The following is a 23,044-nucleotide window of genomic DNA, read 5'->3' as shown; positions in this document are numbered from 1 at the left end:
CAACCCGGTGAGCAATGTTTAGGGCTGGCCTATAGCACTAGCGTTCACCGACAGGCCACGGGCGCGGGCCTCCCGCAGGCAGCGCTGCCAAAAGTACCTGCCACTGGGCGAATCCCATTTAACCTGGTAACGACTGGATAGCCAACAAATCGCCTCCAGCGGCAGATGGGCAAAATCCTGTTGATGGGTGTACCAAAAGGCCCGCCAGTCGTGGATAACCGCCACACGGTTGACCAACTGCCAGCGGCAGATCCACAACGGGGTGTCCTTATGAATCAACACCAACGCACCGGCCAACGGGAACACGTCGAACCACAGCAACTGGTGGTCATCGGGCACACTGATATCTAGCTGCCGAAACCGATGGCGCCGCAGTGGTGTCAACAGATCGACACCGGCGGTTAATGCATCCAGCAAGAGTCGATCCTGTGGGCGACGGCTGTGTTTCATCGGAAATAACTCCAAAACGTAGAAACCCATCACTGCGCATAATGCATATTATGTTAAATCAACTATCTTGTTTCCTGTCACCACTTATTGAACTGTGTATAATGGCAACAATTGATCCTATCTTCGACCGGATGTCTTAAGTGGCTGAATTAACATCAGAACAATTAAAACCCGCTTTTGCGATTGAACAGTTCACCAAGCTCAGCGAGCTTGAACCTATCCCCTTTGCTGCGCTGCAACCCAGAGCCATTTCCGGCATCAAACGTCTTGCCAGTTTTGATGGTGACTGTCCGGTCATGCTGCTCAACGGGTTCCCCGGCGCAGATTACGAAGGCGTTTGCCAAACGTTGATTGCCGACTCAAATGGCAAGGATGGTGACCTGTTTGACCTTTGCTACACCGAGAATCTGAACAACCCATACAAGCCTATCTGGCTGCGCCTGCAACCGGGCACTGGCGTCGAGTTTTGCGAAATGGTTGGCGAACTGCTCAAGCTGTTGAGCCACCATCTCGATGCCGAACGCATCGTGACCCGCATCATGCGCAAGCAGAACAATGATCCGAAAATCGATGATTTCCTCTCCGATCTGGCGGCTCACGTGGCATTGGGTCTGGAGTTTCAGCACCCCATTCTGATCAACCTGTTGATCCATCACGAAGCGCAGGAAGCGCCGGTGATTTATGGCCGTGATCTCAACTGGGATACCCTGTTTGGCTCCATCAACTACCAGACAGAGCAAGGCTCTGTCTATGCTAACCAGCACCTGTTGGAGCCTGGCTTGCTGCGCGAAGCCAACGGCGGCTACCTCATTTTGCAACTGGACGAGCTGCTGGATCAGCCGCACCTCTGGTTCAAACTAAAAAATGCCATGCAAAAAGGCGAGCTGGACTGGAACGCCTATCAGGAAGGGAAAACCCTGACCCCCTTCTTCGCGCCTGAAGCGACCCCCATCAAGCTCAAGCTGATCCTGGTCGGTGACCGACTCGACGTGGCCGAGTTCCAGATGCTGGATCGCGATATGTCCGAACGCATCTTCCTGCGCGCGGATCTGGTGTCAGAGGTGAATATTGAAGAGGATCTGCAGGAATTTCTGCAGTACCTGGCCTGGCTGCGCCAGCGTTGGAGTCTGCTGGACTTCACGCCAGCCGCCCTCGCCGCCCTTTGTCGTCATGCCAGCCGCCTCTGTGACCATCAGGAGTGGCTGTCGCTCTCCGAAGTGCAACTCTCCGCCATCATGCGGATGGCTGACAGTCTGGCCCGGGAGCTGGAATCTGATGTGGTCACCGACGAGCATATTAGCGGCGCACTGGAAGAGCAGGATTACCGCCTCAACTATCTGGTTGAGCAGTCCGATCAGGGGGTTATCGACGGCCAGATCCTGCTGCAAACCGATGGCGAAGAGATTGGCCAGATCAACGGCCTGTCTGTCATTCAGGTCTCCGGTCACCCCTATGACTTCGGTGAACCGGTGCGCCTCACCGCGACCGTACACCTTGGTGATGGCGATGTGGCGGATATCGAGCGCAAAGCGGAGCTGGCCGGTCATATCCACGCCAAGGCGATGATGATTATCCACGGCTATCTCTCCAACAAATTTGGTGCAGAGAACCCCTCCCCCCTGTCGGCCAATCTGGTGTTCGAGCAGTCTTACCACGAAATTGATGGCGACAGCGCCTCCCTGACCGGCTTGTGTGCCCTGCTCTCTGCCCTCGCCCGCCAGCCTATCTATCAGCACTTCGCCGTGACCGGTGCGGTCGATCAGTTTGGCAATGTGCAGGCCGTTGGTGGCGTGAACGAGAAGATTGAAGGCTTCTTCCGGGTGTGCAAAATCCACGGCATCACCGGCAAGCAAGGGATCATTTTGCCGGGCACCAACATCCAGCAGCTGAACCTCTCTGACGAGGTGATTGCAGCGGTTGAAGCAGGCCAGTTCCACATCCACCCGGTGGATCATGTGGAAGAGGCCATCGAGTTGCTGACTGGCTGTGTCGCCGGTGAGCCTGATATGCCCGATACCCTGTTTGGCCGTATTCAGGAGCGGTTGGACGAGTTGAACGGCTCCACTGCCAAAGTCGGACTGCTGCAATCCCTGTTGGGGCGCCTGTTTGGCCGCTGATGAAGTGATCGGAGTTGTTTAGCTAACAACTGTAAGCTAAATTGGCCAGGCTTTGACCCATTTGAAGGAAATACCGCGTGACCGTAGACAATACCACCATGGAAGCCCGCCTTTCCCTGTGCGAACAGGGCAAGAACTCTTTTACCCGTGAAGAGCTGCTGGCTTGCAGCCGTGGCGAACTGTTTGGTGAGGGTAACAGTCAGCTGCCTGCCCCCAACATGTTGATGATGGACCGCATCGTCAAGATCAATGACAACGGCGGCGAACACGGCAAGGGCGAGATCCTGGCTGAGCTCGACATTACTCCGGATCTCTGGTTCTTCGATTGCCACTTCCCGGGTGATCCCGTGATGCCTGGCTGTCTCGGTCTGGATGCCATGTGGCAGTTGGTTGGCTTCTTCCTTGGCTGGAAAGGTGGCCCGGGCAAAGGCCGTGCGCTGGGTGTCGGTGAAGTGAAATTTACCGGCCAGATCCTGCCGACTGCCAAGAAAGTGACCTACAAGATCACCTTCAAGCGCGTCATCAACCGCAAGCTGGTGATGGGGATTGCTGATGGTGTGGTCGAAGTCGACGGCCGTCCTATCTACAGCGCCACCGACCTGAAAGTGGGCCTGTTCAAAGATACCACCGCATTCTGATCTCTCTGATTGGTGGTAAAACAGCATTAACGCAAAGGGGCCACAACGGCCCCTTTCCTTTTGTAATGAGTGATGAAGTACCTGCTACTTCATGAAGAGGCCTGAGCCCCGCCCTTCCATGGCGTCACGCCAACCACCAAGCCAATGCCCTCGGGCATCCAGGCATTGATACGGACACGCTTCTTTCTGTTTGCCGACCACGCCAGCCTGATAACCACGAGCACGAGCTCTTTCCAGACGGTCCCGCTTCTGTCTCTTCATCATCTACGACCCTCTTCGTGGAACAAAAAAAGCGACCAATTCTGCATCGGTCGCTTTCATCTTTACTCCTGCGAGCGCACTCGGTCAAACAAAAACTTCCACCCTAACCGGGCTATGTGACACAAGGCACTGAACTGGATTAAGTTTTAATTACAGGGAACTTACTCCTGATTTTTGAGTCCTTCCAGCTCTTCCCAGCGAGCAAATGCCTGTTCCAGCGCGGCTTCAGCGGCATTGAGCGCATCGAGTTTCGGCTGGGTTTTATCTGCCGGCAGCGAGAAGAACCCTGGCTGGTTGATCTCGCTTTGCAGCGCATCGAGTTCGGCTTCCAGCTGCTCAAGACGCGCCGGCAGACCATCCAGTTCAAGCTGCAGCTTGTAGGAGAGTTTTTTGCCTTTCTTCGGCGCTTCGCTCACTGTGGCTAGCGGCTCGGGAGCCTTCACCGGTGTGCACTTGACCTGTTGCTGGGCATTCTGCTGTTCGCGGGTCGCCATCATGTCGGCATAGCCGCCCACGTAGTCGCTGATGCGGCCATCCCCCTCAAACAGCCAGCAACCGGTCACGGTATTGTCAATGAAACGACGATCGTGACTCACCAGCAGCAGAGTGCCTGGATAGTCCGCCAGCAGCTCTTCCAGCAATTCAAGCGTTTCGACGTCGAGATCGTTGGTCGGTTCATCGAGGATCAGCAGGTTGCTGGGTTTAAGGAACAGCTTGGCCAGCAGCAGACGGTTTTTCTCACCGCCGGAGAGTACCTTGACCGGCGTTCGAGCCCGCTTGGGTTCAAACAGGAAGTCCTGCAAGTAACCAAGGATGTGACGGGAGCGGCCACGCACCATCACCTCCTGCTTGCCCTCCCCGACGTTGTCCACCACCGTTTTCTCGGGATCGAGCTGTTCGCGGTACTGATCGAAGTAGGCCACTTCCAGATTGGTACCCTGACGCACCGAACCACGAGTGGCATCTAGCTGACCCAGCAGCAGCTTGATCAGGGTCGACTTGCCGCAACCGTTGGGGCCGACCAGCGCAATCTTGTCGCCACGCAGCACCTGCAGATCTAGCCCCTCGAACAGGGTGCGATCACCAAAGTCGAGTCCCAACCCTTCAGCTTCAAATACCAGCTTGCCGGAGCGGCTCGCCTCGTCGAGTTGCAGCTTGGCTTTGCCCTGCAGTTCGCGACGCTGGGTACGCTCCATGCGCATCGCCTTGAGGGCGCGCACTCGCCCCTCGTTACGGGTACGGCGCGCCTTGATCCCCTGGCGTACCCACACCTCCTCCTGCGCCAGCTTGCGATCGAACTCGGCATTTTTCAGCTCTTCGACCCGCAGCCACTCCTCTTTGCCCTGCTGGTACTCGTCATAGTTGCCGGGCCAGGAGGTGATCACGCCGCGATCCAGATCGATGATCCGGGTCGCCAGCTTGTGGATGAACTCACGGTCGTGGGAGATGAAAACGATGGCGCCACGGAAATCCTTGAGGAACTCTTCCAGCCAGTTGATGGCCTCGATATCCAGGTGGTTGGTCGGCTCATCGAGCAGCAGCAGATCGGGATCGCATGCCAGTGCACGGGCCAGCGCCACCTTGCGCAGCCAGCCACCGGAGAGACTGTCGAGGGTCACGTCAGGATCAAGACCAAGCAGGGTCAGCACCTGATTGATGCGGGTCTCGTACTGCCAGCCATTCTGATAATCGAGCTGCTCCTGCAGCTGGCTCATCTTGCGAATGTTGGCATCGGACGGGTCACTCGCCAGCGCCATGGAGACGTGGTGATACTGCTTGAGCAGCTCACCGACTCCGGCCAGCCCTTCGGCGGCGTAATCAAACACGGTGAGCTCGCTCGAGGTGGGCGGATCCTGCTCAAGACGAGTCACTTTCAAGTCCTGCTGCAACACCAGACGGCCATCATCGAGGGGCAATTCACCGGCAATGACCTTCATCAGGGTGGACTTGCCCGCCCCGTTGCGGCCCACCAGACAGAGGCGCTCGCCTCGCTCTATGGTCAGCTCGGCCTTGTCGAGCAACGGAAAATCACTGAACGACAGACACGCGCCGTGCAATGTTAAAAGAGCCATGTTCGTTCCTTATCTCATATGAAAAAACGGGCAACAGACTGGGTCTGCTCCCGTTTCATCGTCAAATCACAAATCAACCCTGACGAGCGAGCCAGCCTTTGAGCTCGGCCAGTGTGAAGGGCCAACCGAGCTCGCGGCCTGCTTCGTCACGCAGCACCGGAATGCGCACCCGATAGGCGGCAAGCCACTGCTCATCATCCATGATGTCGCACTGGCGGGTGGCGGCGGCAAGACCTGCCTCCTCCACCAGCGCCCAGGCCAGCTCGCACAGGTGGCAACCGTCGGTATGAAACAGGGTCAGCATCACGCCTCGCCTTGCTCCGGTGCATGGGTGATGATCCAGCAGTTGTGGATGTGCTGGTTGCGCTCGAAATCCTTCGGTCGCGTCTTCTGGGTGATGTTCTGGGCCTTGAGACCAGTGGCCTCGAGACCGGCCAGATCCATCTTGAAGTGACGCTTGTTGTTGGAGAAGACCAGAGTGCCGTCCGCCGCCAGCAGGCGCTTCAGGTGCTGCATCAGCAACAGGTGATCGCGCTGTACGTCGAAGCTCTCGTCCATCCGCTTGGAGTTGGAGAAGGTGGGCGGATCGATGAAGATGAGGTCGTACTGCTCGTCCGCTTCCGACAGCCACTTCAGGCAATCTGCCTGCACAAACTTGTGCTGACGGCCCACCAGCGAGTTGAGACGCATGTTGTCCTGCGCCCAGTTCAGGTAGGTGTGGGACATGTCCACTGTGGTGGTCTCGCTGGCACCGCCAAGACCTGCGTGCACGGTGGCACTGCCGGTGTAGGCAAACAGGTTCAGGAAGCGCTTGCCCTTGGCCATCTGACCCAGCATGCGGCGAGTCTGACGGTGGTCGAGGAACAGGCCGGTATCCAGATAGTCGTAGAGGTTGACCCACAGACGGGCACCGTACTCCTGCACTTCCATCCGGTGCTGCTCTTCGGAGAGCTTCTGATACTGTTGTTTCCCTTCCTGACGCTCACGCACCTTCAGGATCACTTTCTCGCCGTCCATGCCGGTCACCTTGATGGCGGCCTGAACCATGTCGAGCAGACGTTGACGGGTTTTCTGGGCGGGGATGTCTTTGGGCGCGGCATACTCTTGCACCACCAGATAGTCCTGATAACGGTCGATGGCGGCGTTGTATTCCGGCAAATCGGCATCGTAGAGGCGATAGCAATCGATGCCCTCTTTGTTGGCCCACTTCTCGAGGGTTTTCAGATTCTTGCGCAGACGGTTGGCAAAGTCCTGCGCCACCTCTTTTTGGGAGGCCACGGAGTCCAGTGCGATTTGATAATTGCGCAGCTGACACTCGAGGGCGCCGTTGAACAGGCGATATTGCTTGTCGGCGCGCAGGCGCAGACAGCTGAGCAGCTCGGGGGATGCGGAAAGAATAGAGACTTTCCAACCCTGGAAGCTGCGACGCAGAGCATCGCCAAGGGCCTGATGCACTTCCAGCAGCGCCGGGAACTCGCCAAGACGCTCGCCGTAAGGCGGGTTGGAGATCAGCATACCGACTTGGCGAGCCTCCCCTTCCACAGTCGGCATCGGCAGTGGGTTTTCCAGCTTGGTGACATCGGCCTGCTTGAAGGTGATGAGGTGGGCCACACCGGCCGCTTTGGCGTTGTCGCGAGCTTTGAGCAGCACGCGCTGGTCGGCATCACAGCCAAACAGCTTCACTTCACAACGCTGCATACCGCGTTTGGCGCGCACTTGCGCTTCCATCATCAGGCTCTGCCACAGCTCACTATCGTGCTGCAGCCAGCGATCGAAACCGAAGCGCTCGCGGCGCAGCGCCGGCGCCATGTCGGCCGCGATAAAGGCCGCTTCGATCAGCAGCGTACCGGAACCGCACATCGGGTCCATCATGGGCTCACCGGCCCAGCCACTACGGGCAATCATGGCGCAGGCTAGGTTTTCTTTGAGCGGAGCTTCACCGGTGCCCTGACGATAGAAACGCTGATGCAACGCCGGGCCTGACAAGTCCAGCGTGATATTGGCCTTGCCTTTGCCCAGGTGCGCCATGATGCGAATATCCGGCGACTTCTTGTCCACGTCCGGACGCACGTGACCGCGCTTGGTGAAGCGGTCGACGATGGCATCCTTGATTTTCAGCGCGCCATATTGGGTATTGCGAATGGCAGGGTTGGTACCGGTAAAGTCCACCGCGATGGTAGAGGTACCGGAGAAGTGCTCTTCCCAGGGGATTGTGTGGGCGCCCAGATAGAGATCCAGATCATCGTTCATCTGGAATTCGGAGAGCACCAGCACGATACGGGAGGCAAAACGGCTCCACAGGCAGGCCTTGTAGCCAATCGCCAGTTCGCCTTTGAAATGGACGCCAGCCACGGTCTCACGGACCTGCTCTGCGCCAAGATTGGTCAGCTCGTCGGCCAACAGGTTTTCCAGCCCCTTGGGGCAGGTTGCAAAAAATTCTTTCATCACGCTCACGGGGAACCCATAAAAATAGTGCCGCATTATACCTCATCAGGCGGGCTGGAGCATGCAAAAGTCGGCGCAAACAGCAGGATGGAAACAGATTGATAGGTGGTGAAAAGGTAAAAGGCCCCATGACAACCCGATGGCGAGATCATGGGGCCAGACATCATTTAGCGGATCACTTCATGCGAGCCTTGAAACGGGGATTGCTTTTGCAAATCACGAACAATTTGCCGCGGCGGCGCACCAACTGACAATCGGGATGACGCGCCCGTGCGGATTTGAGTGAACAGACGACCAAGCATTCAGGACTCCTTCTTGCTTGAAAATGCGCCAAAGCGCTTGTTGAAACGGGCTACACTCCCCTCGCTCGATACCTGCTTCTGCTTGCCGGTATAGAACGAGTGCGACTGGCTGGAAACATCGAGCGATACGTAGGGATACTCCTTCCCATCTTGCCACGTGTAGCGGCGATCGCTCTTGATGGTTGAACCGACCAGGAAAAAGGCATCTGCCGCCGTGTCATGGAACAGCACCAAACGATAATCAGGATGAATATGAGGCTTCATAGCAACTCCATTTTGTTATATTATAACAAAATGTAAGTGAGAATAGCTCTCGTTTCAAGCATAAAATGTCGTATGTAGAAAATCGCAGCAGTGAGTGATGTGTTGATAGCGAGGTGAAGGCACCACGCAAGCAGAACGAAACAAGAGGAAGGTACCATGCTTGCAGCACGAAAGACCAAGACACTGCGTGGGTCAGAACACGAGGTGCAAGTGGATGTAACAAGCCTCAAGAGAGGCAGGATCACAACCATGAAGATCAATGAGAATGGGCAAGATGATCGCGGATCAATGAAGTATCAGAAACGAGGCGCTATTGAGGTGATCACAGTAAAAACAGGCAGCGGTATAATCACAGAGATAAAAAGATTGGTGAAAATATATCAACTGACCTGACGATATTGCTCGGTCACGGTAATACGCGGCTTCATCCGGTTATTCATCACCTTGATCACCCCGAAACGCGGCAAGGTTTTACTGGTGGTCAATACCAGATCGGCAGTGAGGTTCAAACAGACGCTAGCCTGATCCCCTGCCTCAATGACCATAAATTCGCCGTTGCCATGAGGTGTATTCATCAGGACCAGATCACCGTTTTGCGGGATCACTTGCGGATGCTGTTCACTAAAAAACCAGCTTTGCGGCATCAGGGGTTTATAAAAACGACTGACCGCGATGGCATTAAGCACCAACTGAACCTGATGCGGAATACTCCACTCAAGTTCGGCTGCTTTATCCATCAACTGATAATAGAGGGCGGCATCATCAACACAAAAAGGCTGGGTTGCAAATGAGCTGGGCACCAATTGTCGCCCTTTATACTCGGTCGCAAATAACATGTTATCAGACAGGTCCAACATCAGACGGTCACTCTGGGCATCATAGTGCCATTGCCAGCTATCGGTCGGTTGGATAAACATGTTGGAGCCCTTACTTGATAATTACCAGTTGACTTTATTCCATATGCAGGAAATCAGCAACGTCAAATAAAGGGCCCCGCCATCTATTTCTTAAATATTGGTCACAATCTCTTTGACCAACCCCGGCCCTTTATAAATAAAGCCGCTATAAATTTGTACCAGACTGGCACCGGCGGCCAATTTTTCACGGGCGGCCATGGCACTATCAATACCACCCACACCGATAATTGGCAGAGCACCATTGAGCGCCTTGGCCAGATGACGGATCACCTCGGTACTCTTGTGCTGCAGCGGACGACCACTCAGGCCACCCGCTTCACCGGCGTGGGGCATGTCATAAATCATCTCGCGCTCGAGGGTGGTATTGGTGGCGATAACCCCATCAATACCATTCCGTACCAGCGAAGCGGCCACCTGATCTATTTCTTCAAGGCTTAAATCCGGGGCAATTTTAACCGCCAGTGGCACATACTTTTTATATTGGGCGGCCAGCTCTTGCTGGCGCACCTTGAGAGCAGCCAGCAATTCATCCAGCGCCTCGCCATATTGCAGCGAACGCAAACCCGGGGTGTTGGGGGAAGAGATATTGACGGCAATATAACCGGCATGATCATAAACCTTGTCCATGCAGATCAGGTAATCATCCTTGCCCTGTTCGATGGGAGTATCTTTGTTTTTACCGATATTAATGCCGATGACCCCCTGATATTTGGTCTCTTTTACCTTGGCCACCAGATGCTCCACCCCCTTGTTGTTGAATCCCATCCGGTTGATGATCCCCTCTGCCGGAATAACCCGGAACAGGCGGGGCTTGTCATTGCCGCTTTGGGGTCTGGGGGTGACGGTACCGACCTCGATAAAGCCAAATCCCATGGCGCCCAGCGCGTCAATGCACTCACCATCTTTATCCAGACCGGCCGCCAACCCCACCGGATTGGCAAAGAAAGCCCCATGACAGTGACGGGGCGTTTCGGCAAATTCTGGCGGAAGAAACAATCGAGTGGCGTACCGAGAAGGCGGGGCAAATATTTCATGGAGAGATCGTGAGCCTGTTCCGGATTGAGTTTGAACAGGTGGTCACGCGGCCAGACAGACGGGTGGTCTCCGGGTAACGCTTGGCGATAGCAACCCAGGGATCTTCGCCCAGCTGCTTCAGACCCAGGGATACACGGGTACGCTCGCGGTCGAACTTCAGAACCTTGACAGCGATCTCGTCGCCAACGTTGACGATTTCGGAAGGATGCTTAACGCGCTTCCACGCCATGTCGGTGATGTGCAGCAGGCCGTCAACACCGCCCAGATCTACGAATGCACCGTAGTCGGTCAGGTTCTTGACGATACCCTTAACTTCTTGACCTTCTTGCAGGTTAGCCAGCAGGCTTTCGCGCTCGGAGGTGTTCTCGGTCTCGATCACGGCACGACGGGAAACAACAACGTTGTTGCGCTTCTGGTCCAGCTTGATGACTTTGAACTCGAGTTCTTTGTTTTCCAGGTGAGCGGTGTCACGGATCGGACGCACGTCAACCAGAGAACCCGGCAGGAAGGCACGGATGCCGTTCAGTTCAACGGTGAAACCACCCTTGACCTTGCCGTTGATGATACCGATAACGGTAGCTTGCTCTTCGTAAGCCTTCTCAAGCTGCAGCCAGGCTTCGTGACGCTTGGCTTTTTCGCGGGACAGCTTGGTTTCGCCGAAACCATCTTCGATAGAGTCCAGAGCCACGTCAACGGTGTCGCCGACGTTGATTTCCAGCTCGCCCATGGCGTTCTTGAATTCTTCAGCCGGGATAGCGGACTCGGATTTCAGACCGGCGTCAACCAGTACGAAACCGTTCTCGATAGCAACGACAGTACCCTTGACGATGGAACCTTGACGGGTTTCAACGGCGTTCAGGGACTCTTCAAAGAGTTGAGCAAAAGATTCGATCATTGTTTATGTCACAAATGAAACATCCACTTGCAATCCGGCACAAGCGGGGCTGTTTTAAATAATCTGCGCCATCCTTGGTGCAGACGACCGGATGTCAGCTTGCGCTGGCATCACCAAGTTGTTGCTCTGCATAAGCGAGTACTGTTGCCAGCACTTCATCTATGGTCATGGCGGTAGAGTCTACCACCAGAGCATCTTCTGCCGGTTTCAGGGGTGCAGTGGCGCGATTTCTGTCGCGATCATCACGTTCCCGAATCTCGGTTAAAAGACGCTCAAAGTTAACATCAAAGCCCTTATCTTGCAACTGCTTATAGCGACGCTGGGCCCGTTCTTCGGCACTGGCGTCGAGGAAAATCTTCACCTCGGCCTCGGGGAAAACAACTGTACCCATGTCACGACCATCGGCAATCAGACCCGGGGCCTGACGAAATGCCCGCTGACGGCGCAGCAAGGCTTCGCGCACACGGGGGAAGGCGGCGATTTTACTGGCAGCATTACCCACTTCTTCAGTGCGGATGGTGCGGGAGACATCTTCCCCTTCCAGGATCACCTTGACCAAATCGCCCTCAACCTGAAATTGCACATCCAGATTGGCAGCCAGCGGCACCAGTGAGGCTTCACTGTCCAGCTCTACATCGTGATGCAGGGCGGCCAGGGACAACACCCGATAGATGGCGCCCGAGTCCAGCAAGTGCCAACCCAGCTTCTCAGCAAGCAGCTGACACAAGGTGCCTTTACCTGCACCACTGGGGCCATCAATTGTCATTACGGGGGCCATCTGAGGCATAACTTCTCTCCTGCACTGTGTTGCTCCCATCCCGAAGGGGTGGGTTAATGGGCGCCGATTATACCCGAATGTGGTGAGCCTGGCAGTCATCAATCCGCACAAAGGGCCAAAACCCCGCCGGACAGCTGTGCTTGTATCTCATTTGGAGATTTCATTAAGCAATGCAGGGACTTGTTCTTATGGTCGTTCCTGACAAGGCGCGCTAAACTGGCCCCCTTTTTTGAGCCGTTAGTAGTAAGGAGCAACCTATGAGCAGCGTTACCCTCGTGGCTAAATCCAAATTGCCAACCCCCTGGGGCACCTTCACGCTGGTAGGTTTTCAGGAAACCGGCACAGGCAAAGACCACGCCGCACTGGTGATGGGCGACATTACCGGTGACGAGCCCGTGCTGGGCCGGATCCACTCAGAGTGCCTGACCGGCGACGCCCTGTTCAGCCTGCGTTGTGACTGCGGTTTCCAGTTGCAGGCGGCCATGGAGAATATCGCCAAAGCCGGTCGTGGCGTGTTGCTGTATGTGCGTCAAGAGGGCCGTGGCATTGGCTTGCTCAACAAGATCCGCGCCTATCACCTGCAGGATCAGGGGGCCGATACCGTGGAAGCCAACGTGGCCCTTGGTTTCGCCGCCGATATGCGCGACTACACCATCTGCGCCGATATGCTCAAGCAGCTTGAGGTCAAGTCTCTCAAACTGATGACCAACAACCCGCGCAAGATGAAAGCCATGGAATCCTTCGGTATTCCGGTGGCCGAACGGGTACCGTTGCAGGAAGGGCGCAATCCCCACAACGAGTTCTATCTGTCGACCAAGGCCAACAAGCTGGATCACATGCTCAAAAAATGAGCCTGCATTGACGAATGCCAGATAGTCAAACGCCTCCCAATCGGAGGCGTTTTTCTTGGAACGACCACACATCAACCCTGGCTATAGCTGTGGTACGGTCAAATTGGCCAGCAGAGCTTCAAGCTCTTCGCCAGTGCGGGCAGCACAGTATTGTTCGACCCGCTCGCGGGTCAATTGCGGCGCGAGACGTTCAATCAGATCGTAGAGATAGCCGCATAAAAATGCCCCTCTGCGCAACCCGATAGCGGCTACACCGCCTGGTAGCCAGGGCGCCGTTTTGAGCACCAGATCGCCATCGCGCTGGGGCTCCCAAGCAAAAGTTGCCATCACCCCGATGCCCATTCCTTGTCTGACATAGGTCTTGAGCACATCGCTGTCGCTCGCACAGCAGGAGATCCGGCTCTCGGCATGAGCGCAATCAGTGCCATGAGCTGTGGAAAGCGCCCTTCCATCGGTCACCAATGCAAACTCCACCAGCTCAGCCGGAGTCAGCGATGTTGCTTTGGCCAACGGATGCTCCTTGGGTAGCACCAAGCCCCGTTGCCACTGAAAAGAGGGGAGCACAAGCAGATCGCTCCCATCCTCCGGTTCATCCGCCAGCAGCAGATCGGCAGCGCCATCATGCACGGCTGCGCGGCACTGCGTCGCACTCCCTTGCATCACAGTTACGGCAACTTTGGGAAAGCGGGCCATAAAACCCTTGAGGATGGCGGGCAGAATATAGCGAGCTTGCAGATGAGTAGCGGCAATGGTGAGGGTTCCCTGCTCCAGATGCACATGCTGCCTGGCCATTACCTTGATGGTGGCGACCTTGTCCAGCACCTCCGCGGCCACTTTGATCACATCCCGACCGATGGGGGTGATCTGGGTCAGGTGTTTGCCGCTACGCTCGAAGATCTGGATCCCCAGCTCATCCTCCAGCATCCGCACCTGTTTGCTGATCCCGGGCTGGGAGGTAAAGAGGCTCTCGGCGGTGGCCGACAAATTCAGCCTGTGGTTGGCCACCTCGACGATATAGCGCAATTGCTGCAATTTCATGGTGTAGCCCTCAAGCGAACCCACCGTTAATAGTAACAAACTTTCAGCAATGGCCCGCCGCCATCAGGCCGGGCGATCCTTGAGTAGAAAATCGCGCAAGGCACGGTTGGCCATGGAGAGCGGATCGCCACGCCGCCACGCCACGCAGAGATCGAGATAGATAGGCGGGTCGAAGGGCACGCCACTCAGATCCGGCTCCTCTTCCAGCACCATCCGCAAGAAGGTGGTCACCGCAAAGCCTTGCCGCACCACCGCCTTGAGCAGAGGGATAAGATTGCTCTCGAAGGCGATATCGGGTTCGACGCCCAGGCTCTGGGCCAGCGCCTCCATATGCTCCCGGTGGTAGAAACCACGGCGAAACAGCGCCAGCTCCTGAGCGAAAAACTGAGAGAGGGTGACGGCCGATGCGCCACGCAAGGGGTGATCGTCCCCCACCACCATCAACATCTCTTCACTCAGCAGATGTGCCCCCTCAATGGCGGGGGGGAGATCACTGGTGATGAGAATGGCCAGATCGAGGGAGCCATCCACCATCCGGCTGAGCAGCTCACGGGTGCCGGCCTCTTCGACCCGGATCTTGAGGCCGGGATAGCGGTGCTTGAAGGCCATCAGACGAGGGGGAAAATAGTAGGAGCCCATCATGTAGGGGATCCCGATCCGCACCTCCCCCCGCTCCAACCCCTTGAGCTCGGCCATCTCGGCCTCGGCCTGATGCATCTGCAGCAACAAGCGCTCGGCATGGCGACAGAGCACCTCTCCCTCCGGGGTGAGCCGTACCGCCCGATCCTGTCGATCAAACAGCCGCAATTCGAGCTGCTGCTCCAGCTTGGCGATGGCCATGCTGATGGCCGGCTGTGCCACATGCAGACTGTTGGCTGCCTTGGTAAATGAGCCGCCATCCCTGACCGCCAGCAGATAGGTGAGCTGTTTCAGATCCATGTATCAATTCATCTTATGAGATAGATAACTTAAATATATTATATTTATAACTGCAAGGACTCTACCCTGACCAAAAGTAGTCAGGACAATACGCAATGATTGAAGTCGGAAGTCGCGAGTGGATACGTGCAACCCTGGCCCTCAGCCTGGGCTCTTTTCTGGTGTTTCTGAACCTCTACCAGACCCATCCCCTGTTACCCCTGATTGCCGAGGTCTTCTCGGTCAGCTCCCTCTCGGCCAGCTGGACCCTGGCAGGATGCACTGCTGGCCTCGCCGCCTCCCTGCTGATCTGCGCCAGACTGGCGGATCGCCATGGCCGTCGGCAGGTCATGCTGGGTACCCTCACCCTGGCGATCCTGCTCTCACTGTTAATCCCGCTGGTTGAGCAGTTTGGCACCCTGCTGTTGCTGCGCATCCTGCAGGGCGCGCTGCTGGCAGGACTGCCCGCGACCGCGATTGCCTATATGGGGGAAGAGTTCAGCAAACGGGCGCTCCTCTCGGCGGTGGGGGTCTATATTGCCGCCAACTCCCTCGGTGGCATTGCCGGTCGGGTGGTCGGCGGCCTGCTGGCGGGCTGGTTTGGCGACTGGCAGCATACCTTTCTGGGGATCGGTGTGATCAGCCTGTCACTGCTGCCGCTGGTCTTCTGGCTGCTGCCCCATCAGACCCGCTTTGTGGCGAGCGCCCCCGTTCGCGGCCAATTTACTCGCGCCTTGCAACAACATCTGACCAACCCCTTGCTGGTAGGGGCTTACCTTATCGGGGGGCTCAACTTTATGGTGTTTCTGAACCAGTTCAGCTACCTCACCTTCCTGCTGGCCAAGCCCCCCTTCTCGCTGCCCACCCAATGGCTCGGCATGCTGTTTCTCACCTATCTCTCGGGGACGGTGGCCTCCTCACTGAGCGGCCGCTTTGCCAACCGCTGGGGGGCACAACGCATGCTGCTGGTCGGGATCGCCCTGATGGCCCTCGGCAGTCTGTGGCTGCTGCAAGCTAGCTTGCTCGGGATCCTGAGTGGCTTGCTGATCTCCAGCTTCGGCTTTTTCCTGGCACACGCCTGCGCCAGTGCCTGGGTCGGTCATCATGTCGAACACAACCGCGCCCTCGCCTCCTCCCTCTATCTGGTGGCCTACTATCTGGGAGCCAGTCTGGGTGGGCTTTACCTGCACCCGTTCTGGGAGCAAGGCGAGCTGGGCGGTCTGGTCATGGGAATTGAACTGGTCCTCATCCTGACGGCGGGCTTGAGCCTCTGGCTCGGCCGTCTCAAGCAGCGAAGCCAATCGCCACTGCCCACCCAGCAACCCCACCGACACGGGTAACGGGCTCAGCGCAAACAGGGTCACCCACGAGCAGATAGCGCTCTCGCAACCCAGCACCGCCAGATAGCAAAAGGGGTCACACCGGTGACCCCTTTTGCTGCGTTATTCAAGAGCCTGTCAGGCTCGCACCGCATTTAGAGCAGGATCACTCCTGATCGAAATAATCCGCAGGCACCGCGACCACAGCACCGGTCGCCACCTCTTCGGCGATCACCTCAGCCAGCGGGCGCAGATGAAACTTGATCTGGCCGGAAGGCAACATCAGGCCAATATCGGGGTTGCGGATATCCTGCATGTTGCCAGTTTTGAATGGCTGCTCGGGATAGCGCGCTACCAGATCTTGCAGTGAAGTAACCACCAGCTCGATATGTTCCAGCCCCGCCTGATGGACGCGACCCGGTTTCGGTGCGGCCAGCTCGATACAGGGTACCTGTACCTCACCAGCCAACAGCGGCTGATGCAACTGATAAGTGGCGATGGGACGTCCGCCAATCATACCCTCCACCAGCAAGGAGCCCGCCTCAGCCAGCACAGCACATAGCGCGCGGTACTCCTGCAGGGTAGCCGCCCGATAACAGAGGTGATCGACCGTTGGCTGTGAAATTGTGACGCCAGTGGCGGCCAGTTCGGCCAACAGCTGAGAAACAAATGGGGCCATTGGCCCCAGTGTGGAATCGAGTGGGTGGGACATGCTTACCATTTCTTCTTGGGTTGAAACAGGACATCGAGCTCGTCAGCTTCCTTGTCCTTGATGTTTTGCAGATCCTGCGCGCTGTTTTGCTGCTGCAGCTCTTCAAGCTCCTTGAGCCCCTGACGCATATCTTCTTCACGGGCCAGCAGATAGGGATCCTTGTCGCCCACGCTCGCCATGGCCGACAGACCCTTGGTATAGAGCTGGCGGCATGTACCATATTGGCCCTGAATGCGGGCATCCATCGCCCGCTTGACCAGATTGGAGATGTTGATCTTGAGCTGCATCAGCTCGAGGCGGCGCTCTTCCTGGGCAAACCCCTGAGGGTCAATCTTGCCCTTGTTGTGCTCGACCCGCAGCACGGCCCGCATCTTCTTGACCAGCTGCAGCATCTGGATCGCCTGACGATCGGACTCCGGGGTCTTGAACTGCCCCTCATCCTGCACGCTGTAGTTCTCCTGCACATTCTTGATCTGGGTCTGCACATCGACGATGCGTTGCTTGATCTGATTGTTCGGCATCACCTGGGCGATGGCGCGATAGGCATCGAGGATCCGGTGCTGCAACAGCAACACCATGTTCTTGGAGAAAGGCACCAGATTGACGTTCAGCAACACTTCTTCGGTCTCGTCAGCCACCGTCTTGTGTCTGGCAACGGCGTGACGCTTGTCCGCCTCTGCCTTCTGCTTATATTGCTGCACCACGTTATAGGCGATAACCAAAAACAGGAGTGCGCCAATAGACAGCAATACCAAAGTTAAAATCATAGGATGTCCAAACCCCTGTTCCTATCCAATTGCGTGATCCTACAACAGCTTACCCACTTAAGGTAGCCTGCAGATCCCCCCTTGCCCACGATTTGTCACCAAGCTGTGCCCCCGGTCTCAGGGAGAGATTGCAGGATCAGGGGATGATGACCATGACGGTCACCTCCCCATAGTATCGCCCATCAGCGCCATTACTTGAGGTTAAAGCCCCGCGATTGCAGGAATCCCAGCATGAAAGGGCGGGACTCCTTGCCCAGAATGGCGCGGATCTGTCCGCTCCAGGTCTGCTGCTTGTTGTTGCTGCTGCGGGCCTGATAGTAGTCCGCGATCTGCTGATCGTACCGGGCCAGCAGGCCGCGATCCAGCTCGTGCTGGTAGCGCTCCTGATGCACCACCAATCCCCTGGGCAGACGGGGTTTCTGCTCCGGCTGCTGGGCAGGATGACCAAGGCAGAGGCCAAACAGCGGGATCACCTGATGGGGCAAGCCGAGCAGTTCGCTCACCTCGGCCGGATGGTTGCGAATGCCGCCGATATAGACCCCGCCCAGCCCCAGCGACTGCGCCGCCAGCAAGGCGTTTTGCGCCATCAGGGCGCCGTCGATGGCTCCGATCAGCAACTGCTCCGCATAGCCGGTCTGGGCCTCGGGCACGATCTGGGTGTGGCGGTGGTAATCGGCGCAGAACACCAGAAACTCGGCCGCCTGCACCACATAGGGTTGATTGCCCGCCAGCATGGCCAACTGCTGACGCGCATCGGGCTCGCAGACTCGCACAATACTGGTCACCTGCAAAAAGCTCGAGGTTGAGGCGGACTGGGCGGCGGCGAGAATGGCATCCAGCTGCTGCGGGGCGATCGGCTCGGCAGTGAACTGACGAATGGAGCGATGGGAAAGGATAAGATCGATGGTCTGATTCATGGCACCTCCAAAATGAGGTAACACCATAGCGAAAAAAACGAGGGAGCCCAAGGCTCCCTCGCACACCCAGCTTAAGGGGCCGGATAGACGTAAGGGGCTTGCAACCCGAGCGGGAAGCCGAGCGCCCAGTAGAGCAGCAGGAAAATCGTCCAGCTCACCAGGAAGGCCAGCGAGTAGGGCAGCATCATGGAGACTAGGGTACCGATCCCGGTGCTTTTCACATACTGCTGGCAATAGACCACCACCAGCGGGAAGAAGACCATCAGCGGGGTGATGATGTTGGAGGCGGAATCCCCGACCCGATAGGCCGCCTGGGTCAGCTCGGGGGAGATCCCCACCGCCATCAACATGGGTACCAGGATCGGGCTGATCAGCGCCCACTTGGCCGAAGCCGACCCCACCACCAGATTGACGCTGGCGGTCAGCAGGATCATCCCGACGATGGTCACTTCACCGGGCAGCGCCAGCGCATGAAGCACTTCGGCACCGGAGAGGGCCAGCAGGGTGCCCAGGTTGGAGTCGCCAAACGCCTTGATAAAGAGCGCGCAGAAGAAGGCCATCACCATGTAGGAGCCCATCTTGTTCATGGTGGCCGACATAGCGTCGATCACATCCTTGCCACTCTTGAAGCTGCCTGCGACAAAGCCGTAGACAATCCCGGGCAGGATAAAGAGCAGGAAAATGAGCGGCACTATGGACTTCATCACCGGTGCGGCGAAGGTGGTCAGGGAGCCATCGGCAGCACGCAGCGGTGAATCGCTCGGGGAGAGCGCCAGCGCCAGCAGCACGATAGCCGCCAGCATGGCAAACCCGGCCCAGTTGAAGGCCCGGCTCTCTTGCGCGCTGTAGCGCCCCATCTCGTCGGCACTCTCCAGATCCTCGTTGAGCGCCACATGCTTGAGGCGCGGCTCCACCACCTTTTCGGTGATGAACCAGCCGACGCAGATGATCAGCAACGAAGAGGCACCGGTAAAGATGATGTTGCACAGGGTGTTGACCATGTAGTCAGGATCGAGCAACTGAGCGGCGGACTGGGTAAAGCCCTGCAGCAGCGCATCCCCGCCGGAGGGCAGGAAGTTGGCGGCAAAACCGCCGGAGACACCGGCAAAGGCAGCGGCGATCCCCGCCAGCGGATGGCGTCCGGCAGCGTGGAAGATGATGCCACCGATGGGGATCACCAGCACATAACCCGCATCTGCGGCGGTGTGGCTGACGATCGCTACCAGGATCAGCATGGGAGTGAGAAAACGGGCAGGCGTCACTTTGAGCAACTTTTTCAGACCGGTATTGATAAAACCGGACTGCTCGGCCACCCCGACCCCCAGCATGGCCACCAGCACGATGCCCAGCGGGGCAAAGCCGGTGAAAGTGGTCACCATGGTGGAGAGAAACTCGGCCAGACCGGCACCGGTCAGCAGGTTGTTGACCACTACCGCCTCCCCGGTACGGGGGTTGACCAGATCAAACTGGAATTGTGACAACACCCAGGAGCCGACCCAGACGATCAGCAAGGCGTAGAGGAACAGCATGGCGGGGTCGGGTAATTTGTTCCCGGCTTTCTCGACGCCATTGAGGAAACGGTTCAGCCAACCTTTGGGAGGGCTGGCCGGACGGTCATTGACAGCAGCATGACTCATTATTGCGATACTCCTTTCCCTAGAAACGAGGTCGCATGCTAGCAATTCCAGCCAATCCGTCTCATGACCGATCGCAAAAGAATGATTAATTTTGATTAAATGTTGCGGAATAAAATTCCAAGTTGTGGCCTAACGCACACTTGTTACTCTGCCATCACGGCATCTAACAGTGGATAACGCCCAACCTGACACTCCACCACGAAACCGCTTGCCTCGACTTGTGCCACCGTCAGCGGCTTGCTGAACAGATATCCCTGGAACACATGGCACCCCTGGGTCTGCAGTGCGGCCAGTTCGTGAGGCTCCTCCACCCCTTCCGCCATGATCCCCAACCCCAGATTGGTGGCCATGGCGGCGGTCGCCCGGATCACCGGCAGGTTGAGGCCGACCACGAAAGAGCGATCCAGCTTGATCGTATCGATGGGCAGGCGATTGAGATAGGCAAGGGATGAGTAGCCGGTACCAAAATCGTCGATGGCAATCTTGATCCCCAGTTCACTCAAGTCATCGAGAATATCGAGGCACCCCTTCATATCCAGCATAAGCACGGTTTCGGTCAGTTCCAGCGTCAACAGGGAAGCATCCACTCCGTGCAGAGCCAGCTGCTGGCGCACTTGCCCGGGCAGTGCCGACGAGAGCTGGAAACCGGAGAGGTTGACGGAGACTGGCACCCGGTGATGGAGGCGCTTCTTCCAACTGGCCATCTGGGCAAGTGCGGTAGAGAGCACCCAGCTGCCGATCTCGCGGATCAGCCCCATCTCTTCGGCCAATGGGATAAATTCCACTGGCGAGACATGGCCAAGCACCGGGTTATACCAACGCAGCAGCGCCTCGTAACCGATCAGACGCCGTTTGGCGACATCGACCTGTGGCTGGTAACAGAGGCTCAGCTCCTGACGACCGATAGCCTTGGCCAGAAACTGCTTAAGATTGAGCTTGCGCTGCAGGGTCTGCTGCATGCTGGGGGTAAAACGCTGCCAGCGCAGCCGCCCCATCTGCTTGGCCTGATACATGGCCATATCGGCGCGGGTGATGAGGTTATCACCATCGTCCGCATCATCGGGATAGATGGCAATGCCGATACTGCCGCCGATGGTTACCTCCGGCAACCCGCTCCAGCAAGCGGTCTCCCGCCTTATGGCCGTAGTTGTCGTTGACCAGCTTGAAGTTGTCCAGATCCATGAATACCAGCGCGAAACGCTCCCCCAGCCCGCAATAGGCCTCGAGAGATTTCATCAAGCCATAACGGTTGAGCAGGCCGGTCAGGGAGTCATGCCAGGCGAGGTGGCGATGCTCCAGCTCCTCGAGTTTGCGATCGGTAATATCGCGCATGGTGAGCAGGATCCGTGCTCCTTGCTGGATATAGCGGAACTGATACTGGAACCAGCGCATCCCCTTGAGGGTTCGGCACTCCCCTTCGGTCACTACTTCATCGAGTCGGGAGAGCTTCTGGTAAAAACTGTCGTCACTACCGGAAAAAACCTGGGAGAGCGTGGCGATCCGGTGACCGAAACACATCTCGAAGTGATAGTTGCCGCTTTCGAACGCGCCATTGCTATCGAACAGGCAGGCCAGGGTATCACCGGTTGCCAGCGAGGACTCCTGATAGAGGGTATCGGAGTCGAGCACCGCCTCGGTCATCATCATCAGACGACCAGCCAGCTGAATGCCGGAGAGGCGTAGATAGATCTGCTTCTTGACCCCCTTTGGGGAGATAGTCCACCACTCGTTGTAACTTCGCCCCTGCTGAAAATCACCGAGGTAGCGTTGCAACAACAGCGCTATGGCTGTGGCCATATCAGCCGAAAAATCCCTGGAACAGAGCTCGTCAAGGGAGGTGGCCTCCCAGAGAGGAAGTGCTGCGCGGTTTGCCCAGAAAATATGGTGATGTTCGATGTCATATACCCAGATAGGGGTATGCAGAACATCCATTGTCTTCAGTAACCGTTCGTCAAGCGTATTCATCTGGTCAAAGTCATTCATGCTGGATGGTCACTGGTGAACCGGAAAACAAATGGGCAAACCGCCGTATGCAGAATGCAAGGTGAAAACACCTCTCGGCCACTATTTCTCGCGATGGCCAAAAGCAGATAACTGATTTCAGAAATCAACAACAGGAGAGCCAATCCAGCCACAGAAAAAAGGACTCAGCCAATACTCCTGTCAATCAGAACAAATCCCTCGTTCGTTTTTAACTTTTTTTCCCAGCAAAAACAAGCACTAAGAATTGCACTCTGGATACTTCAAAAAACATTTTTACGATTCACAACAAACACTTATTTACTGACAAGCAAGTCAACTAAAAAAGTGCCGGCATTTCCCTCGTAAAACTTTCATTTATTAACCAGCGCGTTGAATAAACAGACAAAAAAGAGCAAAACCGGCCCCAAATAGCGACTTAACAAGGAACTTAAATACCTCAAAACCGAATATCTACCTTCACCAGACCGGCATGATGAATATGCGACTGTCATCACATTCACATCGCCGAAAAAAAGAACTGCTCTTGACCAGCGCGATCCTCTTTTTCCTGAGGATGGGTCGTATTGTAGTCATACCATGTCGCCTCTCTCTCTTGAGCTAACGGGTGACATCTCGCAACAATGACTGTGGCGCAGAAAATAATCCTCATTCGAGAACAATTGAAAATTTAAACTGGTATCAGTAGAAATCGAATCCAGATCAATTAAACGCTGAATTACCCTTGCCAA

The 23,044-nt window shown here is 56.6% G+C and carries 20 protein-coding genes and 3 pseudogenes; 5 read left to right on the top strand and 18 right to left on the bottom strand.

From position 1 onward, the window contains the following. Positions 1–18: 18 nt before the first annotated feature. Complete coding sequence (locus ACTG2G_RS19810) at positions 19–450, bottom strand: hypothetical protein (RefSeq protein ID WP_216953578.1); 432 nt, start codon at positions 448–450, stop codon at positions 19–21. A 140-nt stretch (positions 451–590) separates the two neighbouring features. On the opposite strand from ACTG2G_RS19810, the gene ACTG2G_RS19805 reads away from it, so the two are divergent. Continuing rightward, positions 591–2,567 (top strand): Lon protease family protein, encoded by a 1,977-nt coding sequence (locus tag ACTG2G_RS19805; protein ID WP_421386462.1) that lies wholly within the window; start codon positions 591–593, stop codon positions 2,565–2,567. A gap of 77 nt (positions 2,568–2,644) precedes the next feature. After that, complete coding sequence (fabA, locus tag ACTG2G_RS19800) at positions 2,645–3,205, top strand: 3-hydroxyacyl-[acyl-carrier-protein] dehydratase FabA (protein ID WP_005336586.1); 561 nt, start codon at positions 2,645–2,647, stop codon at positions 3,203–3,205. 84 nt (positions 3,206–3,289) lie between these two features. On the opposite strand, the gene rmf is transcribed toward fabA, so the two are convergent. The 6 genes from rmf to ACTG2G_RS19770 all read right to left on the bottom strand — a co-directional run bounded on the left by rmf (position 3,290) and on the right by ACTG2G_RS19770 (position 8,549). Beyond that, on the bottom strand, positions 3,290–3,469 hold the full coding sequence (rmf, locus tag ACTG2G_RS19795; RefSeq protein ID WP_005315693.1) for a ribosome modulation factor: 180 nt from the start codon (positions 3,467–3,469) through the stop codon (positions 3,290–3,292). 158 nt (positions 3,470–3,627) lie between these two features. Next, positions 3,628–5,538, bottom strand: a complete 1,911-nt coding sequence (gene uup, locus ACTG2G_RS19790) for an ATP-binding cassette ATPase Uup (RefSeq protein WP_439984989.1) — start codon at positions 5,536–5,538, stop codon at positions 3,628–3,630. 73 nt (positions 5,539–5,611) lie between these two features. Further along, entirely contained in the window at positions 5,612–5,842 is a 231-nt protein-coding gene (locus ACTG2G_RS19785) for a glutaredoxin family protein (RefSeq protein ID WP_421386466.1), read from the bottom strand. Continuing rightward, complete coding sequence (gene rlmKL / locus ACTG2G_RS19780) at positions 5,842–8,019, bottom strand: bifunctional 23S rRNA (guanine(2069)-N(7))-methyltransferase RlmK/23S rRNA (guanine(2445)-N(2))-methyltransferase RlmL (RefSeq protein WP_219263899.1); 2,178 nt, start codon at positions 8,017–8,019, stop codon at positions 5,842–5,844. Before rlmKL ends, ACTG2G_RS19785 begins: the two co-directional genes overlap by 1 nt. A 139-nt stretch (positions 8,020–8,158) precedes the next feature. After that, positions 8,159–8,281 (bottom strand): type B 50S ribosomal protein L36, encoded by a 123-nt coding sequence (gene ykgO / locus ACTG2G_RS19775; RefSeq protein ID WP_439985773.1) that lies wholly within the window; start codon positions 8,279–8,281, stop codon positions 8,159–8,161. Positions 8,282–8,285: 4 nt separating this feature from the next. Continuing rightward, positions 8,286–8,549 (bottom strand): type B 50S ribosomal protein L31, encoded by a 264-nt coding sequence (locus ACTG2G_RS19770; RefSeq protein ID WP_005336598.1) that lies wholly within the window; start codon positions 8,547–8,549, stop codon positions 8,286–8,288. A 249-nt stretch (positions 8,550–8,798) separates the two neighbouring features. Between ACTG2G_RS19770 and ACTG2G_RS19765 the strand changes: the two genes are divergently transcribed. Then, positions 8,799–8,942: a hypothetical protein gene (locus tag ACTG2G_RS19765; protein ID WP_439984992.1), complete on the top strand. Its 144-nt coding sequence runs from the start codon at positions 8,799–8,801 to the stop codon at positions 8,940–8,942. Here ACTG2G_RS19765 and ACTG2G_RS19760 read toward each other — a convergent pair. The 4 genes and pseudogenes from ACTG2G_RS19760 to cmk form a co-directional block, all read right to left on the bottom strand. Next, positions 8,930–9,466, bottom strand: coding sequence for a cell division protein ZapC (locus tag ACTG2G_RS19760; RefSeq protein ID WP_005345444.1), 537 nt, complete (start codon positions 9,464–9,466; stop codon positions 8,930–8,932). The genes ACTG2G_RS19765 and ACTG2G_RS19760 overlap by 13 nt on opposite strands. A gap of 90 nt (positions 9,467–9,556) precedes the next feature. After that, positions 9,557–10,599 (bottom strand): annotated as a pseudogene (pyrD, locus tag ACTG2G_RS19755) (quinone-dependent dihydroorotate dehydrogenase). Next, positions 10,530–11,396, bottom strand: a pseudogene (locus ACTG2G_RS19750) (S1 RNA-binding domain-containing protein); the annotation flags it as partial. The pseudogenes pyrD and ACTG2G_RS19750, both read right to left, overlap by 70 nt. Positions 11,397–11,490: 94 nt before the next feature. After that, entirely contained in the window at positions 11,491–12,183 is a 693-nt protein-coding gene (cmk, locus tag ACTG2G_RS19745; RefSeq protein ID WP_019444698.1) for a (d)CMP kinase, read from the bottom strand. A 248-nt stretch (positions 12,184–12,431) separates the two neighbouring features. Between cmk and ribA the strand changes: the two genes are divergently transcribed. After that, positions 12,432–13,025, top strand: coding sequence for a GTP cyclohydrolase II (gene ribA / locus ACTG2G_RS19740; protein ID WP_005351157.1), 594 nt, complete (start codon positions 12,432–12,434; stop codon positions 13,023–13,025). An 81-nt stretch (positions 13,026–13,106) separates the two neighbouring features. On the opposite strand, the gene ACTG2G_RS19735 is transcribed toward ribA, so the two are convergent. Both ACTG2G_RS19735 and ACTG2G_RS19730 read right to left on the bottom strand, forming a co-directional pair. Then, positions 13,107–14,063, bottom strand: a complete 957-nt coding sequence (locus tag ACTG2G_RS19735; protein WP_439985125.1) for a LysR substrate-binding domain-containing protein — start codon at positions 14,061–14,063, stop codon at positions 13,107–13,109. Between the two features lie 63 nt (positions 14,064–14,126). Further along, positions 14,127–15,002 (bottom strand): LysR family transcriptional regulator, encoded by an 876-nt coding sequence (locus ACTG2G_RS19730; protein ID WP_421387433.1) that lies wholly within the window; start codon positions 15,000–15,002, stop codon positions 14,127–14,129. Between the two features lie 95 nt (positions 15,003–15,097). On the opposite strand from ACTG2G_RS19730, the gene ACTG2G_RS19725 reads away from it, so the two are divergent. Continuing rightward, positions 15,098–16,321, top strand: coding sequence for an MFS transporter (locus tag ACTG2G_RS19725; protein ID WP_429204330.1), 1,224 nt, complete (start codon positions 15,098–15,100; stop codon positions 16,319–16,321). 145 nt (positions 16,322–16,466) lie between these two features. Here the strand turns inward: ACTG2G_RS19725 and ACTG2G_RS19720 are convergent, their stop codons facing one another. From ACTG2G_RS19720 to ACTG2G_RS19700, 5 genes and pseudogenes are all read right to left on the bottom strand, one after another. Next, positions 16,467–17,021 carry a VOC family protein gene (locus tag ACTG2G_RS19720; protein WP_421387430.1) on the bottom strand — a complete coding sequence of 185 codons (555 nt, stop codon included), beginning with the start codon at positions 17,019–17,021 and terminating at the stop codon, positions 16,467–16,469. After that, on the bottom strand, positions 17,015–17,779 hold the full coding sequence (locus ACTG2G_RS19715) for a hypothetical protein (protein WP_005337161.1): 765 nt from the start codon (positions 17,777–17,779) through the stop codon (positions 17,015–17,017). The genes ACTG2G_RS19720 and ACTG2G_RS19715 overlap by 7 nt, the downstream gene beginning before the upstream one ends. A gap of 191 nt (positions 17,780–17,970) precedes the next feature. After that, a complete protein-coding gene (gene nfsA / locus ACTG2G_RS19710; protein WP_421387429.1) occupies positions 17,971–18,696 on the bottom strand; it encodes an oxygen-insensitive NADPH nitroreductase in 726 nt (241 codons plus the stop codon). 71 nt (positions 18,697–18,767) lie between these two features. After that, the gene (locus ACTG2G_RS19705; RefSeq protein ID WP_005351146.1) at positions 18,768–20,333 is read right to left on the bottom strand and encodes an AbgT family transporter; all 1,566 of its coding nucleotides are present in this window, start codon (positions 20,331–20,333) and stop codon (positions 18,768–18,770) included. Positions 20,334–20,476: 143 nt separating this feature from the next. Then, a pseudogene (locus ACTG2G_RS19700) lies at positions 20,477–22,265 on the bottom strand (putative bifunctional diguanylate cyclase/phosphodiesterase). Positions 22,266–23,044 lie beyond the last annotated feature (779 nt).

Origin of the sequence: Aeromonas sp. 55A (assembly GCF_051919665.1) — a bacterium.
Taxonomy (GTDB): domain Bacteria; phylum Pseudomonadota; class Gammaproteobacteria; order Enterobacterales; family Aeromonadaceae; genus Aeromonas; species Aeromonas veronii.
This window is presented reverse-complemented; position numbering and strand designations above follow the sequence as displayed.